Genomic DNA, 15,238 nt, shown 5'->3' on the forward strand with positions numbered 1-15,238 from the left:
CTTTTTGTAAACTTTTTAAAGTTAATTAAATTTGCGAGTTATTTATTTTATATATCTTAATTACTTATTTTAATTATTTATTTTTGAATATTTAGTTAATTTCTAGTAGTATATCTTTTAAAATTTTAAGAGCCTCATTTATTTCTTTGTAACTAATTGTTAATGGTGGCAAAAATCTTAATACATTTTTACCAGCAGTCAAAATAAGCAATCCTTTTTTTCTAGCTTTCTCTTCTATGATATTAGATTCAACACTAGTTTCAATTCCTATCATCAAACCAAGACCTTTTGTGTTTAGTACAATCTTGCTATTAAAATCCTCAATAGATTTTCTTATGTAGTCCCCTTTTTCTGTTATCTCTTTATAAAAACCTTCTTTAGATATCTCATCTAATACAACTGAAGCTGCTACCATAGCTAATAAATTGCCTCCAAATGTTGTACCTTGGTCCCCTTTTCCTAGTACTTTTGAAAGTTTTTCATTTACTATTACTCCACCTATTGGTATTCCTGCTCCCAGCCCTTTCGCTACTGTAACTATGTCTGGTTTTACATCAAAGTATTCATATCCAAAAAACTTACCAGTTCTTGCTATACCACATTGAACTTCATCAAAAATCAGTACTATGTCTTTTTCTCTACATATTTTTACTAGTTCCAAAACATAGTCTTTTTCAAGCACATTAACTCCGCCTTCACCTTGAATTGCTTCGAGAATTATTGCACAAACACTTGAATCTATGTTATTTTTTAAGTCTTCAATATTATTTCTTTCTATATACTTAAAGCCTTCGGGAAGTGGATAAAAATACTTATGATATTTATCCATACCAGTTGCCATCAAAGACATCATTGTTCTACCATGAAAAGAGTCTTTTAAACTTATAATGGTTCCTCTACCTTCACCATACTTATCACTACTATACTTTCTGGCTATTTTAAATGCTGTTTCATTTGCTTCTGTTCCAGAATTACAAAAATATACTTTATCCATTCCACTTGCATTAATTATTTTCTCTCCAGCATATAATACTGGTTCATTAAAATATAAATTTGAAGTATGAAGTAGCTTATCTACTTGCTCTTTTAGAGCATTTTTTAGACTATTATTGCTATATCCAAGAGAAGATACTCCGTATCCACTTGTAAAATCTATATACTTATTACCATCAGTATCAAAAAAACAACTTCCTTTACCATAATCTATAACAAAATTAGGTTGACTATATGTATCTATAAAATATTCATTCCATTTTGAAATTGTATTGTTGCTATTCATTCTTATCATCCCTTCTTAAATTTATAATTTTCTTATATATTACTTTCATTTTTATTCATTTTCTTTTCTTATTAATGTTCCTATACCACTATCAGTAAATAATTCTGTTATTATAGAATGAGGAACTCTTCCGTCCAAAATATGTACTCTATTTACTCCATTATTTAAAGCATCTACACAGCTATGTATTTTAGGTATCATACCTCCAGTAATTATCCCTTCTCCAAATAATTTGTCTACATCCTCTAGTATAACTTCTGTTATTAATGATTTTTCTTCATCTGGCTGTCTTAATAGACCAGGTACATCTGTAAGTAGTATCAATTTATCTGCATTTAACTCCTTAGCTATGGCAGAAGCTGCTGTATCCCCATTTATATTATAAGTTTCTCCATCTTCTCCAACTCCTATAGTAGCAATTACTGAAATATAACCTGACTTTAAACAAGATTCTATAAGTTCCACATTTACTTTTTTGATTTCACCTACGAATCCAAGTTCATAGTTTTTATATGGGTCACATAAAAGCATATTATTGTCTATTCCACAAAGTCCCACTGCCTTTCCACCTTTTGTATGTATTTTATTAACCAAATCTTTATTCACTTTACCAGCAAGTACCATTTTTACAACTTCCATAGTCTCTTCATCTGTATATCTAAGCCCATTTACAAACTTACTTTCTATGTCTACTTTTGCTAACATTTTATTAATTTCGGCTCCTCCACCATGTACTAAAACTATATTGATTCCAACATAACTCATTAGTACAAGGTCTTCCATAACAGATTCTTTTAAACCATCTTTTTTCATTGCACTTCCACCATACTTAACTACAATAGTCTTACCTTGATGTTTTTCTATATATGGTAAAGCTTCTATAAGTGTATTTGCTTTTTCTATATTAATCATTAAAATATTTCCTCCTAATTTCTATAACTTCCATTTATTCTTACATAATCGTAGCTTAAATCACATCCCCATGCATTTCCTCGAGCATTTCCCATATTTAAATTTACTAAGATGCTTATCTCATCATCTTCAAGAATTTTTTTTGCTTTTTCTTCATTAAAATCTAGCCCATTGCCATTTTTGCATACTTCAATATACCCCTTCATACTCTCAAAAATAATATCCACTTTTTCCATGTCTATTTCTTCACCTGCATATCCTAAAGCACATAATATTCTTCCCCAGTTTGCATCAGCTCCAAACACAGCTGTTTTTACTAGTGAAGAAGATATAACTGTTTTTGCTAATTTTACTGCATGTTCTTCACTTAATGCTCCATTTATATAACATTCAATTAGTTTTGTACATCCTTCTCCATCTTTAGCAACGAGTTTAGCAAGTTCTATACAAACATATGTAAGTGCACTTAAGAATACTTGATAATGTTCATCCTTTTTGCTCATCTTCTCATTTTTTGCTTTTCCATTTGCTAGAATCATTACCATATCATTAGTACTTGTGTCTCCATCTACACTAACTCTATTGAAGCTCTTATCAACAGCTATCTTTAAGGCTTCTTTTAATAAAGCTCCATCAATATTTGCATCAGTAGTTATGAATCCTAAAGTTGTAGCCATATTAGGATGTATCATACCTGAGCCTTTTGCCATTCCTCCAATAGTTATTTTTTTATCTCCATACATTATTGCTACTGCTATTTCTTTTTTTATAATGTCAGTCGTCATAATAGCTTCTCTTGCTCCTATATGACCTTGTTTACTTAGATTATTTACTAATTCATCCATATTTTCTTCTATCAAATCTATGTTTAATGGTTTTCCTATAACACCTGTAGATGCAACTAAAACATCATTTTCCTTAATATTTAATTTTTCACTAGTGAATTTAGCCATTTTATGAGCATTTATAAGTCCTTCTTTACCATTAAAGGTATTAGCATTGGCACTATTGACTATGATAGCTTGTGCTTTTCCATTTTTAATGTGTTCCTGTGTCACATAAACAGGGTTTCCTTTTACTTTATTCTGAGTAACTACTGCCGCTGCATCACATAAAACATCTGAATAAACCAAGGCTAAATCTCTTTTTTCTTTATTTTTTCTCAAGCCACAGTGAATTCCTGAAGCAAAAAATCCTTCTGAAACTGTAACTCCACCCTTTATAATCTCCATCTTTATCCTCCTATTTGTATGAGTTTAGTATTTTTTCATTCCTAAAATGATGGTGCTATATTTTTTAAACCTGTAGTTTCGTCAATACCAAACATTATATTCATGTTTTGTATAGCTTGTCCTGCTGCTCCTTTAATCATGTTGTCTATGGCTGAGCAAATTATCAATGTATCTCCATTTTCATGCAATGATATTGCACATTTATTTGATAACTTAACATTCTTTAGAGAAACTACTTTGCCTAATGGAAGAACTTCTATAAATTCTTTATATTCATAATAATCAGTTAATTTCTTGTGTATCTGATTTATAGAAATATTATCTTCTCTTACGCAATATATAGTTGATAGTATTCCTCTATTTACTGGAATTAAATTTGGTGTAAAAACTACATTTACTTTTTCTTTATATGCTTCACTTAAGTTTTGTTCTATTTCTGGAGTATGTCTATGTTTACCTATTTTATATGCAGTTATATTTTCATTAACTTCAGTAAAGTGACTACTAATTGATAATTCTCTACCAGCCCCTGTTAGACCTGATTTAGAGTCGATTATTATATTATTACATTTTATTAACTTAGAACTTAATAATGGCATCAGTGGTAAAGAAATACTAGTAGGATAACATCCCGGATTTGCAATTATATTAGCATCTTTTATATCATCTTTATATATTTCACTTAATCCATAGACAGCTTTTTTATGTAAAGTTTTATCTATAAAAGATACTCCATACCACTCATTATATATTTCTTCATCTTTTATTCTAAAGTCAGCACCTAAATCTATGACTTTCTTTTTAGAGTCAATTGCTTTTATTGCAAATTTTTCACTAACTCCATGTGGAAGAGCAGTAAATACAACATCACACATGTCAATAACTTTTTCATTTTCTATACATATCATGCTATTTTTATAGCCTATACTTGGGTATACCTCAACTATATCTTTCCCTACATACGAATTTGAGCCTATCGCTGTCACTTCGACTTTATCATGATTTATTAATAATCTTAGCAATTCTGCTCCCACATATCCAGTTGCACCAATAATCCCAGCTTTTATTTTACTCATTTTATTCCCTCCATTTTTATATTAAAATAGTATTCGAATCCTATTTTTATTTTTTATCATATAATAATCATTTGATAATATATAAATTAAAATCTTCCAAATAAAACAAAAAGCCCCTTAGCATTGTAAATACTAAGAGGCGAATTTCCGCGGTACCACTCTTATTGGTAAAATTATAATAATCCTTATAAATCAATTTAAAAAGTATCTGCAAATGAATTCTTAAAATTAAAAAAGCCTCTTGGTCAAAGACCAAGAGACGAATACATCCGCGTTACCACTCTAATTGATAAGATAATCTTACCCACTCTAATCTCTTAAGGCGAGACTCACCAATTACCATACTATTAATTCTGGTAACCTCCTCCAAAGCTCTATTCACAATAAAATTCATTACCAGGCTTCCACCATTCCCAGCTCTCTATCAATTACTTTTATGCTACTCTCTTTTTCATAGAATTTCAATTTATTTTCTTATTGTTTTATATAATAGTTTATTTTTTTAGCTTTGTCAATATAATTTATAAAATTTTGGAAATTTTTTCTATATATTTAATTTCCACCATTTTGTATCCAAATTGCGATATAATTTAAATCCACATCTCAATAAAACATTTTGTGAATCAATATTTTTAATGTCAGTTTCAGCTATTATAGAAGAAATATTTGGTTGACTTAAACCCCAATCACACATTTTTTCAACAGCTTCTGTCATATATCCTTGCTTTTTATAATTGTCACCTAAGCCATAGCCAATCTCAATTTCACCATAAGAATTTGGTATATCTTTAAAATCAACTAGACCTATAATTGTGCGATTTTCATTTAACATAATAAACCAAAATGTATAAAATAGTATATTTTTTTTATCTTTATTAGCAATATTTAGTTGTCCTTTTACAATATCATAAAAAAATTCAGTCATTGGTTCTGCACAATAAATGCAGTTTAATTCTTTTTCTAGTTTTGAATTATCAAAAATCCAAAGCTCAAGTTGACGAAGTGATAGTGGAATTAAAGTTAATCTTTTTGTTTTTAATATCATTTTTCTCTCCTTTTTAAAAGAAAGACTATAATTATTATCAAAAAACTCTTAATCAGACACAATGATAATCTTTCTGTTATTGTTTAAATACATTCTAATCTGTTGAAAGAGTCTTTTCATATTCATCACCTCCTAATACTATATTGTTTTATACTATCATATATCAATTTAATAAACATTCAAAATATATTAAATTATAAAATACGATAATTTTAAATTAAAATATTTATATCACTCTTTAGTTAAATTTTTTTAATTTTGCTATCTAATAATTTTTCAATCTTTTTCTCAGATAGTATCTCATTAGTTATAAATTCACCATTAAAAAAAAGACTGTATGTAGTAAATGGGGCTGGAGCATTTTGTGCTTCCTTTGCTGTTTCAAATTTTATGAGATTTACATCTATACTTCTAGAATTTGCGATTTTCTTCAAAATAGGAGCATATTTTTCTGTGTGTGGACATTGGTTACTGTAATATAAAACTATACTATTTTCGTTTAATTTTCTTTGTTTCACACAATCTTTAAAATATGGGATAGGAGCATTATCATTAAATGGGAAATACAATAACTCATAATTTGGCTCTGTTATGTCTGCTAAACAAAATCCCTTATATTTTAGATATTTAGCATCAGATAAAAATGGCATTTTTTTACTAGATGAAAGCACAACTAATCCATACTTTCCTTTTAATTTTGCATCAGCTATACATTCCTGTAGCAATAGATTAGAATATCCTTGCCCTTTAAATTTTCCAGATATCCAAAAACAGTCAATAAACATATAATTATCTGCAATGATAGGGCACCATGCATTTTCTGATGGAATATATTCTATAAAAGCTTTGCCTCTGACATCAAGTCGTTTAAATACAAGACCTCTATCAAAATTATTTTTCATCCAAAGTTTTTTAGAAAAGACACAATTTTCCCCTTTTTTTTCAGAAATTGAACAGCATATATGTTCATTGTCAATATTATTCATATTTATATCAATAATTTGCATACTTATCTCCTTTTCCAATTACATAATAGTTTATAAATATAATTTATATATTTTTATTTTATCATTTTAAATAAGACACTCTTATGTCATATATATACTTATTTTAAAAAACATCATTTTAGATTTGTTTGAATTGCTAAATTGTATGTTTAAATAAATTTTATAATCTAGCCTATACTGTATATAAATTATATATTATCATAATATTCTAAATTTATAAAATAAATTGTATTGAATTGAATATATTTAAGGTATATACTTATAGTAAAAATTTTTAATAATAGAGGTGTTGTTTGTGATTTGTAAAGAATATTTAATAAGAGAATTAAAAGAACAAGATATTAGAAATGCATTAGATTTAATATGGAATGTATTTGAAGAATTTGAGTCCCCAGATTATTGTGATGAAGGAATTAAGTCATTTCATGAATTTATAGAATATAACTCTATTATTGAAAAAGTCAAAGAAAAATCACTCTTCTTTTGGGGCTGCTTTGATTGTGAAAAGGTAATTGGAGTCTTAGCTATTAGAGACTTAAATCATATATGTATGCTATTTATAGATAAAAATTATCATAAACGTGGCATTGCAAAAAAATTAATGACTACGGGAATAGAATATTGTATTTATAATAAAATCAATTTAACTGAAATAACTGTAAATTCATCACCTTATGCTGTTGAAGTTTATCACAAATTAGGGTTTAAAGATACTGATGTTGAGCAAACTACTGATGGTATACGTTTTACACCTATGAAATTGTTAATATAATAAATTAAACAAAAAGCAAAGTCTATTAAATATTTTTTAGTAGCTTTGCTTTTTATTAAGACTTAAAAATAACACCATCTTTTTTCTGTTTTAATAATACACTTTAAAAATCTTACTACTAGAGAGCACTAATTTATTTTTTTATATCCTTTTAATATGTCAAATTAACTATTAAACTAATAATTTTATATATAGACAGTAGAAATATTTTATTATTACTTCTTTATAATCTGCCAATAAATATATAACATCAAACATTTATTATATTACCATATCGTTCTAAGACTTCCCTACTTAATCATATTTTTTGTGAATACCTGATAGCACAGTATCAATAGAATCAATTAAACCTTTTATGGCTTCTTCTTGACTCGTAAGTGCTTTTCCAAGCTGTAAAGTCGAATAACCATGAAGTACACTCATTATTAAATTTAATACTTCATCTGTTTTCTTTATTTTTAGATTACAAGAAAGAATAAGTTTTTCTAATAAAGATTTATATTCATCAAAGATTTCTAATGTTTCATTATTTCCATGCCAAGTGGCCCATTGAATAGTTTCATAAACACCAGGATGAGTAATTATAAAATTAAAATATGCAATACTTATACATTTTATAGCTGTATCTCCAAAATTGCCAATAGCTGCCTTTATCATCTGATTATTCATTTCTCTCATTCCCTTATGAGCTATTTCAAGCAATAAGTCATCTAGACTTTCTATATGATTGTATAAAGATGGTGTACGTATACCTATATTTTCTGCAACAACTTTTAAAGAAACCTTGTTAAGCCCATTTTTATCAGCTATATCTGATGCAGTTTGTACAACTATTTCTCTATTAACACGCATAATTGTCCCTCTTTCATTTAAAATTAATTACTTTATTAGTTTAGCTAATCTAATTAGTTTCGTCAATAATCGAAACTTATAAAATACTTTATACTCTCATAAAACATTGACAATTTAATTATGTTTTAATATAATACTAATTAAATTAGTATTTAACCTAATATAATTAGTATTGTCTTAGGTTGTATTTTTACAATACAAATTATAGTTTGATTAAATAAAAATAACTAATGTATCAAACTGAGAGGAGATTTTTATGGAAAAAAAACATTTTCAAATTCATGGAATTCCTTCAATCCTTTGGGGAAATCCTTCAAGTAAATTATATATTTACATACATGGACAATCTGGTCGTAAAGAAGAAGCTGAAGCTTTTGCCAATATTGCTGTTCATCATAAATATCAGGTTTTAAGTATAGATTTACCTGAACATGGAGAACGTAAAAAAGAAAATGATGCATTTGACCCCTGGCATGTTATTCCAGAGTTATCGAGTATTATGGAATATGCAAAATACCATTGGAACCAAGTTTCACTATATGCAAATAGCATTGGAGCATGGTTTAGCATGTTAAGTTTTAAAAATGAGAAATTAGAGGAATGTATTTTTGTATCTCCAATTCTCGATATGCAACAACTCATTTCCAATATGATGAATTGGGCAAATGTATCAGAAGAACAACTTAAACATGAACTAATTATTCCAACTTCATTTGGATATACTCTTTCATGGGAATATCTGTTATATGCAAAGCAACACCCTATTACTCAATGGAATGTACCAACAAAAATATTATATGGTAAGTATGATGAACTTACTGAAATCAGTGTTGTAGAGAAATTTACTCAAAAATTTAATTGCAGTTTGACTATTATGGAAAATAGCAAACACTGGTTTAACACTCCAGAAGAATTAAATGCTTTAGATGAATGGATAGTTGCTTTATTTAAATAAAAAATAACAGTATTATTATCATGATTAAATTATTTATCAACGTCTATTTAATTAATTTTATTTTTAGGTTGTTAAGATAATTAGATAGACAATAAATTAATTATTATTTAAAAACTTTGAAGATATACAAAATCGTAAGCAATCACTAATAATTAATTAACATAGCAATAATATTAACACTACAAAATTAAATATAAAAATTTCACTAAATGCACATACAGATATTTTTTAAGTCTTTAGGTATTTCTTTTGAAAATGGTTTATTGATTGCTACTAATTTACATAATTTTTTTAATATAGACAATGATACAACATATTGGATAGCACACATATATATAGCTACTGATATGACGGTTGGCATATTCGTATCTGTAATGCCACGCCACTTTTAAAATATGGTGTTAGTACTAATAGCACTAAAATAAGTGATAATAAAATCAAAATTATTCTAATCAATACAATATTATTTAGTATTTTAAAACTTATATTCTTTTTCATATAAACCTACTACCTTATATAGTGTTATTTTTAATATATATTATAATACTTTTATATGTTATATCAATAATTTATTATTGAAAAACAATAAATTATGTATTATAATCAATAATATAATCTATGTTAAGGAGAGAATATTTTATGATTACAAGATTTTTTAGCAATATTTTATCAGTATTTCTATATTTTATATTATCAATTTTAGGTGTTGCTGGTATAATATTCTTGTGTATGATACCTATGTTTTTATATGATTTTAGTTATGACAAATTAATTACCTTAATTGCAAGAATACTATATTTTTCTGACTACTTTATAGTTATTTTATTCTTAATATTTATAATTAATAGTACTAAATACTCACCTTTTATATTTGAAAATGTAAAAAGATTTAAAATAATGGGGTGTTGTTTATTAGTAAATACTATAATTGAATGTATAATTGGTTATGGCTCAAATGCTACTCCTATAATGATATTTGGAGACAATAATGGAGGTATTTCACCACTTATGATTATTTCTTTTATATTTGCGCTAATGTGTTTTGTAATTGCTGAAACATTTGATAAAGCTATAAAAATAAAAGAAGATAATGACTTGACGATATAGAGGTGATGTTATGGCAATTATAGTTAATCTAGATGTAATGATGGCAAAAAGAAAAATATCACTTAAAGATTTAGCTGAAAAAATAGACATTACGAATGCTAATTTATCAATCTTAAAAACTGGCAAAGCAAAAGCCATTAGATTTACTACTTTAAATGAAATTTGTAAAGCTTTAGACTGTCAGCCAGGAGATATACTTGAATATGTAGAAGATGAAAACGATTAAAAAAGAGTGTTTAAAAGCACTCTTTTTTGATTATAATATACAATTCTAATTATTTTGCTGGAACATTTAGACATGTTGCTAAGTCCTTTTCAGGAGTACTAATAGGTATTAAATTAAATGTGTCAACTAAATACTGTAGTACATTTGGACTTATAAATGCTGGTAAGCTTGGTCCTAAATAAATATTTTTTATATCCAGTGATAGTAATGCCAATAAATCTGCTACTGCTTTTTGTTCATACCACGACAATATTATTGAAAGAGGAAGACTATTCACATCTGTGTCAAACGCATCGGCCAAAGCTAAGGCTATTCTTACTGCCGAGTAAGCATCATTACATTGACCAACATCTAATAGTCTAGGTAATCCAGCCACTTCCCCAAAATTCAACTTATTAAATCTGTATTTCCCACATGCAAGAGTTAGAATTATACAATCTTCAGGAACTTGTTTAGCAAATTCTGTATAATAGTTTCTACCAGGTCTTGCACCATCACATCCTCCAATCAAGAAGAAATGTCTTATCTTTCCAGTCTTAACTGCATCTATTATTACAGGTGCATTGCTTAATGTCGCATTATGTCCAAATCCAACTAATATTTCGTGTGGCTCTTCACTTTCCTTAAATCCACCTAATTCTAGTGCTTTATTTATTATTTCACTAAAATCTTTTTCTCCATTTTCATTTTTACCTATATACTTTACGCCATCCCATCCAACAACACTAGTTGTAAAAATTCTATCTTTATAAGAATCTCTAGGTTTCATCAAACAATTTGTTGTCATTAGTATACATCCTGGTATAGAATCAAACTCTTTTTGCTGGTCTTGCCACGCTCCTCCAAAGTTACCTACTAAATGAGAGTATTTATTTAATTCTGGATATCCATGACAAGGAATCATTTCTCCATGAGTATATATGTTTATTCCTTTTCCTTCTGTTTGTTTAAGTAACATTTCTAAATCTTTTAAATCATGCCCTGATACTATTATAAATGGACCTTTTTTTATGTTTACATTTACCTTATGAGGCTCTGGATTTTTATAAATAGTAGTATTAGCTTCATCTAGTTTTTGCATTACAGCAACACTCATATCTCCAGTCTTAAGAGTTAATGTTATTAAATTTTCTAGAGAAATATCGTCATCTGTAATTGCTGATAATGCTCTAAAATAAAATTCATCTACTTGATTATTATAATATCCAAGTTCTCTAGCTTGATGTCCATAAGCACTTATACCTTTTAATCCGTAAAGTATAGTCATTCTAAGTGAGCGTATGTCAGGATTTAAACTCTCATCAAACATTATTCCAGCTCTCTTAGCGTCTTCTAACATTTGACTTCTTGTATCACTTAAATTATATTCAGTATATTCATTACTTTTAATAGGTTCTTTAATTTTTTCTCTTAGTTTTTGCTTTATCTCTTGTGATTTTCTAAGCATCTCTTCATGAACATCACCATCAAAATTAACATTCGTTAAAGTTGTAAACAGACTATTTTCTACAAAAGAAACTATTTCTTTATCTATTTTTTCTCCATTGTCTATAATAGCTTTAGCATAGCAGCTTATTCCTTTTAACTGATAAATTAATAAATCTTGAAGTGCTGCTATTTCTGGTGTTTTACCACAAACACCTATCTTGGTACATCCTTTTCCACCTACTGTTTGTTCGCACTGGTAGCAAAACATAGAATTTTCCATTTGCTTATACCTCCTTTTATATCATTACATAGTTTATCCAAATATGTTATAGATTATAAAATTATATTAAAGCTTCCAAGCTATATAAGTATTCTTTTACAAAACATACAGTTTTCAGGAAGTATATACTAACTTTAGCAATATAAAATTTGACCAGATGATAATTAGCTGTTAAATATTATTTTTATATGAAAATTTTCAGATTTTTTTCTATAGATTTAAATTAAATTATCCTATATTATTATAATTTTCATTCATTTTGTTATTACAATTTTATCTATTCAATAAAAAAGAAAGTACTATTTTAAAAGAGTTTTTTCTTTTTTATTGAATATTTTTTTGGTAACTTAAAGTAATGATACTCTACTTAATTAATATAAATAGCCTAAATGAAATTGTCAAACTTACAAATTATTATATTTATTTCTACAATAATGAATGTATTCAAGTAAAAAATGGTATGAGTCCAGTTTAATACAGAACTCATACCATTTAAAGTTTTTAAGTGTATACTTGATAGTAGCAAATCTAAAAATGCCACTATCTTAATAAATACAAGTAACTTAGTAAAAACGTATTGTGCTATTTTCTTAAATATATTATGACACTTTCTTTATTAATACTTTATAGTGCATGTAAATTGAAATCCATATGCTTATTTTCTGAATATATCAATCGCATGGCTTGTAATACCTAATAAATCTTCACGTTCACAAGTAGCAAAATGGTATTTCAAATATAATTCAAATGCGTCGTTGTCCATCGCATCTACTGATTCACGCATAAATAAGGTGCAGCCATCTGTCGCGACGTAATGCAATCGTGTTACAGGAAATACAGACATCAAATCATCAATATTTTCTTTACGTACAAGTTCAAATAAATCCTTTGGTTTGGACTTGGCAGCAAATGTCAGAGAATCAATCAATCCTTGTTCAATATATTCAGTAACATTTATATTGCCACGTTTAAATCCTTCGTCAAGAAGACAGCCATCAGATATGACATATGCAGCAAAAATCACACCACCCTGTTTTGTTACACGAATTGCCTCTCGCAGAGCTTGTTGTTTATCTTCTATGCTATAAAGATGGTATAACGGACCTAACAGTAGTGTAATATCATATTCATTGTCAGAGAAAGCAGATAAATCCATGGCATTCCCTTGAGTAATGGTTATATTTTCACCTAATTGGGTATTTTTATGGAAAATATCTATATTATGCTCTACTAACTCCACCGCGTCAACGTCATATCCTTGACGTGCCAGTGTGTGAGAATATCGTCCAGTTCCAGCACCGACTTCAAGCACGTGGTTGCCAGGCTTTATATACTTCTCAATGTAATGCATAGTAGTGAGGAACTCAACTGATCCATGTTTTAATGCCAGTCGACTATCTTCATCATAATTATTGTAAAAATCAATTAAGTATTGGTTTATTTTCATATTGCACCTCTTCTATATTAGTTAATAAACATTAAATAGATAAATTCCAATCTGGTTTTTCTTGTCTTATAAAAGCTGACAGTATATTTCTCACCATTTTTTCAGTACTATTTCTATCTAATATTAATTTTTTCGTAGCTGTTAAAACTGCTATGCCGTGGGTATAAAGGAATAAATCCAAAAATATTACTTTTGCATGTTCTAATTCTATTCCAACGGTTTCTGAAAAAGATATTGCCTTTTTTTCATTGTCAATCTCTTTATAAAAATCATTAGTCTTTGTCATATTCAAATCCATATCATTTATAAATAATAGCTTGAATAAATGTGTTTCTTCTTGAGCAAATTCAATGTATGAAAGAGGAATGATTAAATATTGACTGACATTTACAGAATTACGATAATTATTAACATACTGCTCATAGTATTCATATGCAAAAGTAAGAAATTCGCTTTTTAATTCATCCATGTTTTCATAACAAGTAAAAATAGGTCGAGTAGAACATTGTAATTTACTTGCAATACTCCTAGCATTTACAGTTTCAAACCCTGTTTCCTTTGTAATCTCCAATACAGTATTCAAAATCATTTCTTTTGTTATTTTTGCTTTAGGTGGCATTAAATTTCACTTCCTTATTGGCAATTTTTTAATTACATACGTTATATAACTATTGTTGCATATCGAGTTAACTATGTCAATAGAGAGTTTTTCACTTTTCGTACTTTGGCTCTCGCTGGAACTTGAAAAATCACGCTTATTGTTGTCAGCCCTAATTCCTGTGAAAAATTGAATGACTTAGCTTTAAGTTTTATTGCATAGAAAAAGGAAGACAAAAGCCTTATTACCTTTTCCTCTGTTTAAAAAATTATAACATTATTATTCATATACAGAATAAGATTTATCTTATATTTTCATCTATAAACATTGATTTTTCAACATTCTATATTTTAGATTGTATATACATGTAAGTTAAATATTTTATTCACAGTTTTTGTATGAGTTTTCCACAATTTATTAATATTTTTATCCGCAACAAAAAAGGTAGTAATTATAATTAAATAGTTACTACCTTTTTATCTAATATTTAAATTTAATTTATCTATTACTAAAATAAATCTAAATGCAATTTAAGAAGTTAAATAGTTAAATATTATATTAAAGCATAATGGTAATGACAAAAATATAAAATTCTTTATAGTCATAAGTTTTATCTCATCATTTTTATCTTCTTCATTAAAATAATTATCTTGATAAAAGGTAGCTCTATTTTGGTAACCTGTTTTTAATACTCCATTTTGAATTAATAGTAGTATAAAAAAGATTGCCAGTAAAATAAAGTTATAATTTTTTTCTTTTAATATAAAATTAATCGTAATAACTATAAAGCTATGTAAAATCCATAAAATTTTTTTCATAAAAAGCACCTAAATTCTATATTTGTATTTTATGCTAAACCAAATTTAGTTCCTATAAAAACATCTACATAATCAGTCCGAGTGGCACTTGATACACTTCTCTTTATCTTTGTACATATACTAAAAAATCATCAATACTGATATTTCAAATGATACAAATTTTTTAATTTTATAAGGATATCTACTTATTTACATAAATTATAG

General features: G+C 27.3%; 16 protein-coding genes and 1 other annotated feature. Of the genes, 4 read left to right on the forward strand and 12 right to left on the reverse strand.

From position 1 onward, the window contains the following. Window positions 1-91: 91 nt before the first annotated feature. The 6 genes from ACTG45_RS11070 to ACTG45_RS11095 form a co-directional block, all read right to left on the reverse strand. Entirely contained in the window at window positions 92-1,279 is a 1,188-nt protein-coding gene (locus ACTG45_RS11070; protein ID WP_479918974.1) for an aspartate aminotransferase family protein, read from the reverse strand. Between the two features lie 51 nt (window positions 1,280-1,330). Next, window positions 1,331-2,191 carry an acetylglutamate kinase gene (argB, locus tag ACTG45_RS11075; RefSeq protein ID WP_021384875.1) on the reverse strand — a complete coding sequence of 287 codons (861 nt, stop codon included), beginning with the start codon at window positions 2,189-2,191 and terminating at the stop codon, window positions 1,331-1,333. Between the two features lie 14 nt (window positions 2,192-2,205). After that, window positions 2,206-3,423 carry a bifunctional glutamate N-acetyltransferase/amino-acid acetyltransferase ArgJ gene (gene argJ / locus ACTG45_RS11080; protein ID WP_479916858.1) on the reverse strand — a complete coding sequence of 406 codons (1,218 nt, stop codon included), beginning with the start codon at window positions 3,421-3,423 and terminating at the stop codon, window positions 2,206-2,208. 41 nt (window positions 3,424-3,464) lie between these two features. Further along, a complete protein-coding gene (gene argC, locus ACTG45_RS11085) occupies window positions 3,465-4,499 on the reverse strand; it encodes an N-acetyl-gamma-glutamyl-phosphate reductase (RefSeq protein WP_479916859.1) in 1,035 nt (344 codons plus the stop codon). A gap of 252 nt (window positions 4,500-4,751) precedes the next feature. Continuing rightward, window positions 4,752-4,963: a binding site (T-box leader), on the reverse strand. An 80-nt stretch (window positions 4,964-5,043) separates the two neighbouring features. Continuing rightward, complete coding sequence (locus tag ACTG45_RS11090; RefSeq protein WP_021384842.1) at window positions 5,044-5,544, reverse strand: GNAT family N-acetyltransferase; 501 nt, start codon at window positions 5,542-5,544, stop codon at window positions 5,044-5,046. Between the two features lie 242 nt (window positions 5,545-5,786). After that, a complete protein-coding gene (locus ACTG45_RS11095; RefSeq protein WP_479918975.1) occupies window positions 5,787-6,551 on the reverse strand; it encodes a YoaP domain-containing protein in 765 nt (254 codons plus the stop codon). A 295-nt stretch (window positions 6,552-6,846) separates the two neighbouring features. Between ACTG45_RS11095 and ACTG45_RS11100 the strand changes: the two genes are divergently transcribed. After that, window positions 6,847-7,323 (forward strand): GNAT family N-acetyltransferase, encoded by a 477-nt coding sequence (locus tag ACTG45_RS11100; protein WP_479918976.1) that lies wholly within the window; start codon window positions 6,847-6,849, stop codon window positions 7,321-7,323. 294 nt (window positions 7,324-7,617) lie between these two features. Here ACTG45_RS11100 and ACTG45_RS11105 read toward each other — a convergent pair whose 3' ends face one another. After that, window positions 7,618-8,175: a TetR/AcrR family transcriptional regulator gene (locus ACTG45_RS11105; protein WP_479918977.1), complete on the reverse strand. Its 558-nt coding sequence runs from the start codon at window positions 8,173-8,175 to the stop codon at window positions 7,618-7,620. 256 nt (window positions 8,176-8,431) lie between these two features. Between ACTG45_RS11105 and ACTG45_RS11110 the strand changes: the two genes are divergently transcribed. Then, a complete protein-coding gene (locus ACTG45_RS11110; protein WP_479918978.1) occupies window positions 8,432-9,130 on the forward strand; it encodes an alpha/beta hydrolase in 699 nt (232 codons plus the stop codon). Window positions 9,131-9,335: 205 nt separating this feature from the next. Here ACTG45_RS11110 and ACTG45_RS11115 read toward each other — a convergent pair whose 3' ends face one another. Next, a complete protein-coding gene (locus ACTG45_RS11115) occupies window positions 9,336-9,491 on the reverse strand; it encodes a hypothetical protein (protein ID WP_479918979.1) in 156 nt (51 codons plus the stop codon). Between the two features lie 278 nt (window positions 9,492-9,769). On the opposite strand from ACTG45_RS11115, the gene ACTG45_RS11120 reads away from it, so the two are divergent. Continuing rightward, the gene (locus ACTG45_RS11120; RefSeq protein WP_479918980.1) at window positions 9,770-10,237 is read left to right on the forward strand and encodes a DUF2975 domain-containing protein; all 468 of its coding nucleotides are present in this window, start codon (window positions 9,770-9,772) and stop codon (window positions 10,235-10,237) included. 10 nt (window positions 10,238-10,247) lie between these two features. Beyond that, on the forward strand, window positions 10,248-10,463 hold the full coding sequence (locus ACTG45_RS11125) for a helix-turn-helix domain-containing protein (protein WP_021384856.1): 216 nt from the start codon (window positions 10,248-10,250) through the stop codon (window positions 10,461-10,463). Window positions 10,464-10,512: 49 nt separating this feature from the next. Here ACTG45_RS11125 and hcp read toward each other — a convergent pair whose 3' ends face one another. The 4 genes from hcp to ACTG45_RS11145 all read right to left on the reverse strand — a co-directional run bounded on the left by hcp (window position 10,513) and on the right by ACTG45_RS11145 (window position 15,034). Continuing rightward, window positions 10,513-12,171, reverse strand: coding sequence for a hydroxylamine reductase (gene hcp, locus ACTG45_RS11130; protein ID WP_479918981.1), 1,659 nt, complete (start codon window positions 12,169-12,171; stop codon window positions 10,513-10,515). 655 nt (window positions 12,172-12,826) lie between these two features. Next, window positions 12,827-13,618, reverse strand: coding sequence for a class I SAM-dependent methyltransferase (locus tag ACTG45_RS11135; RefSeq protein ID WP_479916864.1), 792 nt, complete (start codon window positions 13,616-13,618; stop codon window positions 12,827-12,829). Window positions 13,619-13,649: 31 nt separating this feature from the next. Continuing rightward, window positions 13,650-14,237, reverse strand: coding sequence for a TetR/AcrR family transcriptional regulator (locus tag ACTG45_RS11140; RefSeq protein ID WP_479918982.1), 588 nt, complete (start codon window positions 14,235-14,237; stop codon window positions 13,650-13,652). Window positions 14,238-14,746: 509 nt separating this feature from the next. Beyond that, complete coding sequence (locus ACTG45_RS11145) at window positions 14,747-15,034, reverse strand: hypothetical protein (RefSeq protein ID WP_479918983.1); 288 nt, start codon at window positions 15,032-15,034, stop codon at window positions 14,747-14,749. Between the last annotated feature and the right edge of the window lie 204 nt (window positions 15,035-15,238).

Source organism: Clostridioides sp. LIBA-7602 (assembly GCF_056688945.1).

What these genes read in the sequence shown, in the direction of transcription:
- ACTG45_RS11090 (WP_021384842.1), bottom strand. Translation starts at nt 5,544, where the DNA reads ATGATATTAAAAACAAAAAGATTAACTTTAATTCCACTATCACTTCGT.
- ACTG45_RS11110 (WP_479918978.1), top strand. Translation starts at nt 8,432, where the DNA reads ATGGAAAAAAAACATTTTCAAATTCATGGAATTCCTTCAATCCTTTGG.
- ACTG45_RS11145 (WP_479918983.1), bottom strand. Translation starts at nt 15,034, where the DNA reads ATGAAAAAAATTTTATGGATTTTACATAGCTTTATAGTTATTACGATT.
- ACTG45_RS11135 (WP_479916864.1), bottom strand. Translation starts at nt 13,618, where the DNA reads ATGAAAATAAACCAATACTTAATTGATTTTTACAATAATTATGATGAA.
- ACTG45_RS11105 (WP_479918977.1), bottom strand. Translation starts at nt 8,175, where the DNA reads ATGCGTGTTAATAGAGAAATAGTTGTACAAACTGCATCAGATATAGCT.
- ACTG45_RS11140 (WP_479918982.1), bottom strand. Translation starts at nt 14,237, where the DNA reads ATGCCACCTAAAGCAAAAATAACAAAAGAAATGATTTTGAATACTGTA.
- hcp (WP_479918981.1), bottom strand. Translation starts at nt 12,171, where the DNA reads ATGGAAAATTCTATGTTTTGCTACCAGTGCGAACAAACAGTAGGTGGA.
- argB (WP_021384875.1), bottom strand. Translation starts at nt 2,191, where the DNA reads ATGATTAATATAGAAAAAGCAAATACACTTATAGAAGCTTTACCATAT.
- argJ (WP_479916858.1), bottom strand. Translation starts at nt 3,423, where the DNA reads ATGGAGATTATAAAGGGTGGAGTTACAGTTTCAGAAGGATTTTTTGCT.
- ACTG45_RS11120 (WP_479918980.1), top strand. Translation starts at nt 9,770, where the DNA reads ATGATTACAAGATTTTTTAGCAATATTTTATCAGTATTTCTATATTTT.
- argC (WP_479916859.1), bottom strand. Translation starts at nt 4,499, where the DNA reads ATGAGTAAAATAAAAGCTGGGATTATTGGTGCAACTGGATATGTGGGA.
- ACTG45_RS11070 (WP_479918974.1), bottom strand. Translation starts at nt 1,279, where the DNA reads ATGAATAGCAACAATACAATTTCAAAATGGAATGAATATTTTATAGAT.
- ACTG45_RS11095 (WP_479918975.1), bottom strand. Translation starts at nt 6,551, where the DNA reads ATGCAAATTATTGATATAAATATGAATAATATTGACAATGAACATATA.
- ACTG45_RS11115 (WP_479918979.1), bottom strand. Translation starts at nt 9,491, where the DNA reads ATGCCAACCGTCATATCAGTAGCTATATATATGTGTGCTATCCAATAT.
- ACTG45_RS11125 (WP_021384856.1), top strand. Translation starts at nt 10,248, where the DNA reads ATGGCAATTATAGTTAATCTAGATGTAATGATGGCAAAAAGAAAAATA.